The sequence below is a fragment of the Protofrankia sp. CiP3 genome, assembly GCF_917627345.1.
Taxonomy (GTDB): Bacteria; Actinomycetota; Actinomycetes; order Frankiales; family Frankiaceae; genus Protofrankia.
In genome coordinates this window covers 90,588-101,162 of record NZ_CAKJTM010000004.1, presented here as the reverse complement: position 1 = coordinate 101,162, position 10,575 = coordinate 90,588, and the positions used below count along the sequence as shown (strand labels likewise).

Below are 10,575 nucleotides of genomic sequence, written 5' to 3'. Positions count from 1 at the left end.
CACGGATGAGCCGCTCGCTGACCGAACGCCCTATCCTCGGGCGCTCTTATTTGCTGGCCAGCTGATTCGGCATTGTTACCGAGGTTTTTCGGCATTGTGCCCATGTGCTCGGGGCCTGCGTCCCGCGAATCGGCGGCTGTGGTCACCGAAAGGCCTTTGGAGCCCTCGACGCCGAGCGCGCGGTGGCACCGTGATGAGCGTGGAATCACTTGATGTCGAGCCGTCGGGATGCGGCGCGGACGGGCCGTGGCTCACCTGCCCGTGGTGCGGGGGGATCGTCCCGTTGGCACACCTTGTGCCCTCGGACGACGAACCCGATGCCAGAGTGGCTGTATGCGACTCGTGTGGACGCCGGGTCGCGTTCGTCTCACCGGCTGACCCGATGGCTCCCCCCGGATAGCGCGCCAGCTGAGCGTCACCATCCCGTTGATCTGTTCGGAGAACGGGACGGGAACATAGGTAGGCTGCCGCCCACCCTGTGCCCCTGATGGCTGGACAGCAACAGAGGCGTGGTTCAAGGAGCGCGGGGCCGGGGGCGTAGATCGCGAGGCGGCGGAGGTTGTGGGTGTCGACCGACGACAACGACGCGAGGCGCGTGCCCCGGCCCCGTGACGCCGCGTCCCTGTTGCCGGGCGCTCTTAACGGGACTGGGCAGGCACAGGTTCAACCCGGACGACGTAGTCTTCGATCACGGGGTTGGCCAGTACCGACGAGGCGAGCCGCTCGATCCGGGCGAGGGCATCGGCATCCGCCTCGCCGTCCACCTCCAGTTCGAACCGCTTGCCCTGGCGCACCGAGACGATGCCGGTCACACCCAGCCGCGGCAACGCGGTGAGCACCGCCTGCCCCTGCGGGTCGAGGATCTCCGGCTTCAGCATCACGTCCACTACGACCCTGGCCATGGCGCACGAGCCTATCGTCGCTCGTCAGCCCCAACCACGGAAGCCCGGACCGGGCATGCGTCCGGTGCGGGTGGGTCACTACCCTCGGACCTGTGTCGGCATCCGTAGCAGGGAGATCCGTGTCATCGGAGGTGTCGACAGCGGACGGCCGTCTCCTGGCCGGCCACCTCGATGACCTGGCCGCGAGGTTCGCTGAGCTCGGCTCCGTACTGGTTGCCTTCTCCGGCGGTGCGGACTCGGCGTTTCTGCTCGCAGCCGCGGTTCGGGCGCTCGGTCTCGACCGCGTGGCGGCCGCCACCGCGGTCTCTGCCTCCCTGCCGCGGGCGGAGCTGCGGGCGGCGGCCGATTTCGCGGCGGATCTCGGGGTCCGCCATCTCACGCCGGCCACCAACGAGATGGGCCGCGACGGTTACCGGGCCAACGGTCCGGACAGGTGTTACTTCTGCAAGGCGGAGCTCACCGAGACGTTGCGCCCACTCGCGGCTTCCCTCGGGCTTGCGTATGTGGTGACCGGCACGAATGCTGACGACGCGGTGGCCGGGTTCCGGCCGGGTATCGGCGCGGCGGCCGCGCGGGGAGCACGCACCCCGTTGCTGGACGCCGGTCTGAGCAAGGCCCAGATCCGTGCGGCATCCCGGTTGTGGGGGCTGCCGACCTGGGACAAACCGGCCGCCGCGTGCCTGGCAAGCCGGATCGCCTACGGCGTCACGGTGTCACCGGGGCGTCTCGCCCGCGTTGAGCTGGCGGAGGCGGCGTTGCGGGCGGCGCTGGACACCGCCGGCTTGGGCGTGCGCAATCTGCGGGTCCGTGATCTTGGCGAGGTGGCGATGGTCGAGGTGGACGCCACCCATGTGCGGGCGCTGGCGGCGCGGCCGGAGCTGCTGATGGTGATCGAGGGTTTCGAGCGGGTGGAGATCGATCCCCGCGGTTTCCGGTCCGGCTCGATGAATGAGCTGCTACCCCGCCCGTGACATCAGGAAGTTCCCGCTGGGGCGGGGCCGGCCGCTGCCGTCTCCTCGGGCGGTTCTGTCTCGTCGGGCGGTTCTGTCTCGTCGGCCGGCGCGGGGGAGAGCACGGCGGCCACGATCGCGACGAGTGCGACACCGAGGCCGATCGTCAGTCCGCCCGCCGCCAGCACGTTCAACCAGGTGGGCCGCTCGGTGACACCGAAGAAGAAAGGGATGATGATGATCGCGGTGGCGACGAGGCCGACCGCGAAGAGGCTGGTCCCGATCCGGACGAGCATGTCCACCGTTCGTCCGCGCGTGTTCCCGGGGAGCGTGCGCGATACGGCCACGGATGGTCGTGGCGCCGTCGGCCGATCAGACCGGTGGGGTTGTTGGTAAGCCACACCGGCCAGCCTACGGATCGCCAGGTGATTCCTGGTGCCCACACCGGCACGAGAAGCCGGTGGCCGGGTCGTCGTTGACCGCCGGCTGGCCGTGATCGGGTACGAATAGGCGCGGATGACCGCTCACGGCCGTGTCCCCGGATAGCCTTGGAGACCTCGACATCTGACTGAACAGTCTCCCTTCGCCACGCAGAACGAGGTCGCCCGTGCCCACCGGCAGAGTCAAGTGGTTCGACGTCGACAAGGGCTTCGGCTTTCTCAGCCGTGATGACGGCGGTGATGTGTTCGTCCATAAGGGCGCGCTACCGCCAGGGGTGGAGAAGCTCAAGCCCGGTGAGAGGGTTGAGTTCGGCGTTGCCGCGGGCCGAAAGGGCGATCAGGCGCTGTCGGTGCGGGTACTCGCGGCTCCGCCGTCGGTGGCGAAAGCCGCGGCACATGCGGCTCGGCGCAGCCCGGACGAGCTTCACAGCATGGTCGAGGATATGATCAAGCTGTTGGACGAGGTCCAGAACTCATTGCGCCGGGGGCGCTATCCGGATCGCCGGACGGCCCAGACAGTGGCCAAGGTCGTCCATGCGGTCGCCGATGAGCTGGAGGCATGAGCGCTCGTCCTGGCGCTTGAGCCTGTTGCGGATCTTCGGTCCGGCGCCGGTCGAATTGGCCGGCGCCGCGGTCAGCGCGGCAGAGCTGGCATCGGCGGGACGAGCCCGGCGGTGGCCGCTCGTCCCAGCAGCGTCTCGATCGCCTGGTAGCCTTCGTCATCGAGTGACAGGGTGTAATTATTAACATACAGTTCGATATGGGCGTTCACGACCTCGGTGTCCATTTCCTGTGCGTTGTTCAGCACATAGGTCCGCGATGCCCGAGGGTCGGTGAAAGCCGCCGCGACGCTTGCCCGCACCGCGGCTGAGAGCGCGCTGCCGTCCAGCGCACGCCGGCCGAGGACGGCTCCCAGCGGGATGGGCAGGCCGGTTTCGGACTCCCACCAGTCGCCCAGGTCCGCCACAGCGGTGAGCCCGTAGGACGGGTAGGTGAACCGCGATTCGTGAATGACCAGGCCGGCGTCGTACCGCCCGTCGCGCACCGCTGGCATGATTTTTTCGAAGGGCAGGACGTCGATGCCGCCGACGCCACGTCCCGCTGCCCACAGGCGGAATAACAGATAGGCGGTCGTGCGCATCCCGGGTATCGCGATACGCGCGCCGGACAGGTCGTCCCGGCCGGCGGTGACCACGAGCGGTCCACATCCGCGTCCCAGGGCGCTGCCCGCGGACAGCAGCTGGTAGGAGCCCAGCAGCCAGGGCAGCGCCGCGTAGGAGACCTTCACCAGGTCGTCGAGGCCGGCAGCGGCGCGGGAGTTCAGCACGTCGATGTCCGCGAAGGTCACAGTGACCGGCGGTACGCTCGCAACGAGCCCGTGCGCCAGAGCGTGGAAGGCGAACGTGTCGTTTGGGCACGGCGAGATTGCCACGGACAACGGCGATGGCAGTGCTGACCGCGATGTCACCGTGTGCCGGCCCCGGGAGCCGGTTTGGCCGGCCCGGCGCCGCAGGCACTGCCCTCAGCGGCGGGCAGGACGCTGGCAAGCGTGTCGATGCCGGCGGCCAGACTGGCGGCGACCGCGCTGAGCCCGGCGAGTGCCTCCGGCACGTCCCAACTCGACCGGTCACGGCAACCGACCGCGTTGCTGACCGCGCGGACCTCGGCGAAAGGTGTGTCGAACGCCGCCGCGGCGACACCGACCGCGTAGCCTTCCATTGCCTCGGCGGCCGGGCCGAACCGCAGCGCCAGCGCCGCGGCCCGCCGCTCGGTCCCGGTGACCGTGGAGACGCTGAGTACGGGTCCGGTCCTGATTGTCCGTCCGGTGACCGCGAGCAGGGTGACGAGCCGCTCGACGACGCTCTCACGGGGAATCAGCGTGGACGGCCCGAGGCCGAGCTGGTCCAGGCTCAGGAACCCGTCGGCTCCGCTGTTCGCGCTGGATGCCGATCCGGCGGGCGGCAGCTCCGATGCGGGTTTGTCCAGCGGGCCGTCGGCGCCCGCCTCGGCACCCAGATCCGCGGCGACCAGCGCGTCCGCGACGACCAGGTCGCCAATATCGGCGCGGTCGGCGAAACCGCCCGCGATACCGAGGGAGATGACCAGGCCGAACGGGTCACCCGAAGCACGGGCGATCGCCAGCGCGGTCGCGGTACCCGCCGCCGCGGCCGGACCGGCCACTCCGGCGGCCAGGACGGTCACCGAACCAGAGCGGCGTCCCAGGTAGGGGCCGAGCCGTACCGCGGTCAGGAGCTGGCGGTCCCATGACGGCACCGAGCCGCCGCGGGACGACGCGGCGCCGGCAACCGTGGCCCGCGGCTGCCACATCCCCATCATTCCGGCGCAGACCGCGTCAGCCTCCGGGCTGACCGCGGTGACCAGCAGGATTCGGTTCATGCGGACCCCGATGCGGGAACGGGTCCTGAGCGCGTCTCGACCATGAAGTTTTCGATCATGAACCTATGGGTGGATAACAAGACGGAACGGCCAGCTTCCGGACGCTTGGCTGGAGCTACCGCTTGGCGCCTGGAAGATGGTCAGAGAGGCCTCGCCCTGTCCTTCCGGCACGGTCAGGCGGTAGTGCTGATCGGTTATGGTGTTGGAAATTCGGGCGTCGTTGGACGCCAGGAAATATCCGTGGCTGGCAACCGACTTCGGAACGTCGATGTTGATCGTCTCCCCGGGAGCGGCGTGCAGCACCGGGAGCTGGTAGCCGGCATCCTTGATCACCCTGCCGTCGCGGTCATACTGGGCGGCGTGCGCCTGTACGAAGTTTCGACCAGCCTGCAGGGTCACCAGCGGCGTTGGTTGGTTGCAGCCAGCGAGCACGCCGACGAGCGCGCCGAGGACAGGCAGCACGATCAGGCGTTGCCATCGGATGCGGGGAAGTAGCCGAGATACGGACACGGTCGGAGGTTATCGTTCAGCACGGGTCGGATGCCGCTCGGATCGCGATCTGGCGAGTGGGTTGTCGGTCTCAGCCGATGGGGCCATTCCATCGGCGGTCCGGGGCAGCCTGTCCCGCGGTCGCTCGCGGGTCGCTCGCGGTAGGCCGGGCTCGGGCGCATCACCGAATCCGCCGCGGCGTGTTTTCGAAACCGGCTAGGACCGGACCGCGGTGTCCGGCAGCGTCGCCGCTTCTGGCAGCACCGCGGTGTCTGGCAGCACGGCGGTGTCCTGGATGATCGCAGGGTGCCCGACCGCGAGGGTTGCGCCCGCGGCTGGCCCGGCCCACCCCGGATTTTCCGAGCGTCCCCGACGGGCGCGGCTCGCGGCCCGTGCCCGGTACAGGGCCCGGGTCTCCACGAACATCGTGAGCAGGACCACCGCGGAGGCTGCCGCGAAGCCGAGCGTCCCCGGCATCTCGATCAGGCCGACCGCGGCGCCGGCGACCCACGCGAGCGCAATCGCGGTTTCCGAGCGGGCGAACGCGGAGTTGCGGGTGTCCTCGGCGATGTCACGTTGGATGATCGCGTCGAGGCCGAGCTTTCCCATCGAACCCGCCATACTTGCCAGCAAGGCCGCCAGCAGCGAGGTGAGCCTTGTGTAGTTGATCGCGGCGCCGAGACAACCACCTGATGCCATCAGCAGCGACAGCATCAGCAGTGCCTCGGGCCGTCGGCGGCCCAGGCGCCCGCCGATGAACACACCCAGGCCGCTGCCCACCCCCGCGCAGATCGCCAGCGCACCGAGCCAGAGATTGGTGCCACCGCTCGTCCGCAGCAGAAACGCCAGATAGAAGGTGAGGAATCCGACCAGGCCGCGCAGCACCAGAGAAGCACGGAGCGCGACCGGCAGGCCGCCCATGGCGCGTAGCAGGCGGCCGGCCATGTTCCGGTGGTTGACGATTGCTCCCAGCACAAAGGCGCGTTTCTCACCGGCGGCGGAGTCGACGTGTTTGGGCAGATTGAATGCCAGCAGGACGCCGGTCATGTAGACGATCGCGCAGACCCGCAGCACCCATGGGTAACCGACATGGGGAATCCTGGCGATGGTGAGGCCGAGCGGCGCTACCGCCGAGCCAGCCGCGATGTTCACCAGGGAGACCCGGGAGTTGATTTTCACGAGGGTCAGCTCCGGGGGCATGACGCGGGGGATCACCGCGCTGCGGGCCACCCCGAACCCACGGGAGAGCATGAGCAGGCCGAGCGCGAGGGGGTAGACGGCCACCCCGTGCTCGAGGGAACCGGCGAGCTGCCAGGCAAGCATGCCGCGGGCCAGGCAGATCGCGGCCAGCGCGGTGCGGCGGCCGTGGGCGAACCGGTCCAGCACCGGGCCGATCACCGGCGCCAGCAGGGTGAACGGCACCATGGTGATCAGTAGGTACATGGCGACCTTCGACCGGGCCTCGCCCGTCGGCACGGCGAAGAAGAGGGATCCGGCCAGCGCCACCGTCACCAGCGCGTCCCCTGCCGCGTTGACGACGGAAAGCTCGGTGAGAGCCGCGAGCCCCGACTGCTCGGCGCCGCCGCTGCGGCCGGACGCACGCAGCCTTCGAATCCCGCTGGTGACAGCACTGCCCACGTTCACCATCCAGAGTGTCCCCTCTCCCCAGGAGGACCACCGCGACCACGCGGCACAGTTCCGGAACCTGTAGGCGACAATACGTACGTGGAGGCTCAGGATGTGCAGCGTGGCTCAGCGATAGCGACACCAACGGTAGCGTCGACATCGTCCGATCCGGGATCGTCCAACCCGGGAACACCGACCTCGAAGCCATCTGCCGCGGATGGGAACCGGGCTGATCCCCAGGCATCCGGGCCGCTGCCACGGGCGAGTCGGGGCATGTCGGCGCCCACTGAGCCGGAGCCGCCGGAGCTGGCTGGGCGAGCCGCCCGGCCCCCCGCCTCGAAGACACCGAAGGCCCCGAAGACGCCGCGGGCGACCAAGGGGCCCAAGCCGCCCGCGCTGGACGCCGCGTGCGCCACGGCTGTGGAGGAAGCCCGCGCCGCAGCGGTCACCGAGGCTGATGATCCGAGCTGTGTCGGCGAGCACCTCGGCGTTGAGGCGGAGGGTGAGCGTCTCGTCCTGCATCGCTTTGCGTGTACGGCCCGAGCCTATCCCGGTTGGGTGTGGACGGTGGTCGTGAGCCGCGCGTCGCGGATGCGGAAGGTCACTGTGGATGATGTTGTGCTGTTGCCCGGCGACGGCGCCCTGACCGCTCCGCAGTGGGTGCCGTGGTCTCAGCGGCTGCGACCGGGCGATGTCGGGGTCGGAGATCTGCTGCCGACCGCCGTGGATGACCCGCGGCTCACCCTGCGTCTCGGTGATGTTGAGGAGTTCGTCGACACCGACGCCTGGTATGAGATCGGGCTCGGTCGTCCACGGTTGTTGTCCATGCTGGGGCGTGACGATGCGCTTGCTCGTTGGTACGCAGGCGAGTCCGGTCCGGATGCGTCTATCGCGCGGGTCGCTCCCGCGGCCTGTCAGACATGCGGTTTTCACGTTCGTCTGGCCGGTATCCTCGGCCGCGTGTTCGGGGTGTGCGCCAACGAGATGGCCCCGGATGATGGTCGGGTGACCGCCCTTGATCATGGCTGTGGGGCACACTCGGAGGCGCTGGTCGCTCCCTCGGCGCATCCCGAGGCAGTTGTGTATGACGATGATCCGGGCGACCTGGAATCGTCCGACCTGGAACTCATCGGTGTGTCGGCACACTCGCCCGGTTCGGTGCAAGACGATGGTGCTGGTGCTGGCGCGGTAACCAGCGACGGTGCCGGTCCAGAGCCCTACGGTCACTCCTGATGACAGCCTGGGTGTCCGTGTCATTTTTGTCGTTGTTGTCACGGTGGAACCGCCGAGGCTGTGTGGCCGAGATCGGGTTGTCGCGGCCGGAACCTCCGGGAGGATGGACGACGTGACCGGCGTACCAACCGCGGTATCCACGAGCCAGGCCCTTGGCCTCACCGATGAGGAGTACACCCGGATCGTCTCCGCGCTGGGTCGACCGCCGTCTGATGCCGAGCTCGCCATGTACGCGGTGATGTGGAGCGAGCACTGTTCGTATAAATCGTCCAAAGTGCACCTGCGGCGGTTCCGTGACATACCCGCCGGTGACCGCATGCTCGTCGGTATGGGCGAGAACGCCGGGGTGGTCGCTGTTGGTGAGGGCCTTGCCGTCACCTTCAAGATCGAATCACATAACCATCCGAGCTTCGTCGAGCCGTACCAGGGCGCGGCCACCGGCGTCGGCGGGATCGTCCGCGACATTCTGACGATGGGCGCCCGGCCTGTCGCCGTCCTTGACTCGCTGCGGTTCGGTGACGCGGACGCGCCCGACACAGCGCGGGTGCTGCCCGGGGTGGTCGCGGGTATCGGCGGTTACGGCAACTGCCTGGGCCTGCCGACGATCGGCGGGGAGGTTGTCTTCGATCCGTCCTACCTGGGGAACCCGTTGGTCAACGCCTTGTGCGTGGGGGTGCTGCCGGCCGGGCGGATACAGACTTCGGCGGCAACCGGGGTTGGCAACGCGGTCGTCCTGCTCGGCGCGAAGACCGGCCGGGACGGTATCGGCGGGGTGTCGGTCCTGGCCTCGGCGACCTTTGACGCGGGCGGCGGCCCGGCCCGCCGGCCGTCGGTGCAGGTCGGTGACCCGTTTACCGAGAAAATCCTCATCGAGTCCTGTCTGGAGCTGTTCGACCGCGGGCTGGTCGTGGCTATCCAGGATCTTGGCGGCGCGGGGCTGACCTGCGCGCTGACCGAGACAACCGCGGCCGGGCTCGCCGCCGGTGGTCCCGGCGGCATGGCGGTCGATCTTGACCTCGTCCCGTTGCGGGAGGCGTCGATGGCGCCGCACGAGATCCTGGCGAGCGAGTCCCAGGAGCGGATGCTCGCGATTGTCGCTCCGGACTCGCTGGCAGAGCTGCTCACGGTCACCGAACGCTGGGGCGTCCTCGCTACTCGGATCGGAAGTGTTACTGAAAGCGGCCGGCTTGTCATCCGGTGGCATGGCGAGGTTGTCGTCGACGTGCCACCCGGTTCGCTTGCCGACGACGGGCCTGTGTACAACCGGCCGATCCGCAGACCGGTGGATCTGGACGCGCTGCGGGCCGACGACCCGGCGGTGCTGCCGCGTCCGATCAGCGGAGACGACCTGCGCTCAACTCTGTTGGCTATGATCGCTTCACCGAATCTGTGTTCGAAGACCTGGGTGACCGATCAGTACGACCGCTATGTGCAGGCCAACACCGTGCTCGCGCAGCCCGAGGACGCCGGGGTTGTCAGGCTTTCAGAGGAGACCGGTCTTGGCATCGCTCTGGCAACAGATGGTAACGGTCGGTATGCCCGGCTCGACCCGTTCGCGGGCGCGCAGCTCGCCCTGGCCGAGGCATGCCGCAACGTGGCCGCGACCGGTGCCGTGCCGATCGCGGTCACGAACTGCCTGAACTTCGGTTCGCCCGAGGACCCGGAGGTCATGTGGCAGTTCGCCGAGGCGACCCGGGGGCTCGCGGAGGCCTGCCGCCAACTTGGCCTGCCTGTGACCGGCGGCAATGTCTCCTTCTACAACCAGACCGGCTCGATGCCCATCAATCCCACTCCGGTGGTCGGCGTCCTCGGCCTTTTCGACGACGTGGCCAGGCGTGTCGCGATCGGTTTCACCGACGAGGGCGACTCACTGCTGCTGCTTGGGGAGACCCATCCGGAGTTCGGCGGGTCCGAGTGGGCGTGGGTGTCACACCGTCACCTGGGTGGGCAGCCGCCCGCGGTCGATCTTGCCGTGGAGAAGCTGCTGGCTGAGATCCTGGTTGCGGGTTCGCGTGACGGAATGCTGACCGCGGCGCACGACCTGTCCGACGGTGGTCTGGCGTCCGCTCTGGTCGAGTCGTGCCTGCGCGGGGGGCGTGGTGCCCGCATCGTCTTCCCTCGGGCCGCGGACGTGTTCACCGAGTTGTTCAGCGAGTCGGCTGGCCGAGCCGTGGTGGCCGTCCCCCGATCGGAGGAGCTGCGGTTCACCGACATGTGCGCTGCCCGCGGGCTGCCATGCCGGCGCATCGGCGTGGTGGACGGCGACACTCTCGACCTTCAGGACGCCTTCGCCATCAGCCTCGACGACCTCCGGATGGCCCACTCGGCCACGCTGCCCGCGCTCTTCGGGGCTGCCGGTCCCTGACAGGTGTCTGCCGTGACTCGCGCCATCTCGTGAGCGTTCCAGCGGAATGCGTTTCAAACATCGTCGCGGCTGTTGTGAGTATGTCAGAAATGACTTCCGCCGTGGTGCCACATCAGATATTTCTGTCATAGCGGAGTAGCAGCGCCTGGTGACAGGGCAGCGTGAACCAGGCG

Annotated in this window: 9 protein-coding genes and 1 pseudogene; 4 read left to right on the top strand and 6 right to left on the bottom strand. The window is 68.7% G+C overall.

Annotated elements, in window-relative coordinates; all coding sequences use genetic code 11:
- Nucleotides 1-638: 638 nt before the first annotated feature.
- Nucleotides 639-902 (bottom strand): phosphoribosylformylglycinamidine synthase subunit PurS, encoded by a 264-nt coding sequence (purS, locus tag MJ797_RS02685; protein WP_239331473.1) that lies wholly within the window; start codon nt 900-902, stop codon nt 639-641.
- A gap of 152 nt (nt 903-1,054) precedes the next feature.
- Here purS and larE point away from each other — a divergent pair.
- Nucleotides 1,055-1,873: pseudogene (gene larE, locus MJ797_RS02680) on the top strand (ATP-dependent sacrificial sulfur transferase LarE); the annotation flags it as partial.
- Nucleotides 1,874-1,875: 2 nt separating this feature from the next.
- Here the strand turns inward: larE and MJ797_RS02675 are convergent.
- Entirely contained in the window at nt 1,876-2,154 is a 279-nt protein-coding gene (locus tag MJ797_RS02675) for a hypothetical protein (RefSeq protein ID WP_239331471.1), read from the bottom strand.
- A 305-nt stretch (nt 2,155-2,459) separates the two neighbouring features.
- Between MJ797_RS02675 and MJ797_RS02670 the strand changes: the two genes are divergently transcribed.
- Nucleotides 2,460-2,855: a cold-shock protein gene (locus MJ797_RS02670; RefSeq protein WP_239331469.1), complete on the top strand. Its 396-nt coding sequence runs from the start codon at nt 2,460-2,462 to the stop codon at nt 2,853-2,855.
- Between the two features lie 71 nt (nt 2,856-2,926).
- Here MJ797_RS02670 and MJ797_RS02665 read toward each other — a convergent pair whose 3' ends face one another.
- The 4 genes from MJ797_RS02665 to MJ797_RS02650 form a co-directional block, all read right to left on the bottom strand.
- A complete protein-coding gene (locus MJ797_RS02665) occupies nt 2,927-3,760 on the bottom strand; it encodes a 1,4-dihydroxy-6-naphthoate synthase (protein WP_239331467.1) in 834 nt (277 codons plus the stop codon).
- Complete coding sequence (mqnB, locus tag MJ797_RS02660; protein WP_239331465.1) at nt 3,757-4,689, bottom strand: futalosine hydrolase; 933 nt, start codon at nt 4,687-4,689, stop codon at nt 3,757-3,759. Before mqnB ends, MJ797_RS02665 begins: the two co-directional genes overlap by 4 nt.
- 63 nt (nt 4,690-4,752) lie before the next feature.
- Nucleotides 4,753-5,199: a hypothetical protein gene (locus MJ797_RS02655; RefSeq protein ID WP_239331463.1), complete on the bottom strand. Its 447-nt coding sequence runs from the start codon at nt 5,197-5,199 to the stop codon at nt 4,753-4,755.
- A gap of 195 nt (nt 5,200-5,394) precedes the next feature.
- Complete coding sequence (locus MJ797_RS02650) at nt 5,395-6,825, bottom strand: MFS transporter (protein ID WP_239331461.1); 1,431 nt, start codon at nt 6,823-6,825, stop codon at nt 5,395-5,397.
- Between the two features lie 252 nt (nt 6,826-7,077).
- On the opposite strand from MJ797_RS02650, the gene MJ797_RS02645 reads away from it, so the two are divergent.
- Complete coding sequence (locus MJ797_RS02645; protein ID WP_239331459.1) at nt 7,078-8,037, top strand: DUF3027 domain-containing protein; 960 nt, start codon at nt 7,078-7,080, stop codon at nt 8,035-8,037.
- Nucleotides 8,038-8,140: 103 nt separating this feature from the next.
- Nucleotides 8,141-10,402 (top strand): phosphoribosylformylglycinamidine synthase subunit PurL, encoded by a 2,262-nt coding sequence (gene purL, locus MJ797_RS02640; RefSeq protein WP_239331545.1) that lies wholly within the window; start codon nt 8,141-8,143, stop codon nt 10,400-10,402.
- Nucleotides 10,403-10,575 lie beyond the last annotated feature (173 nt).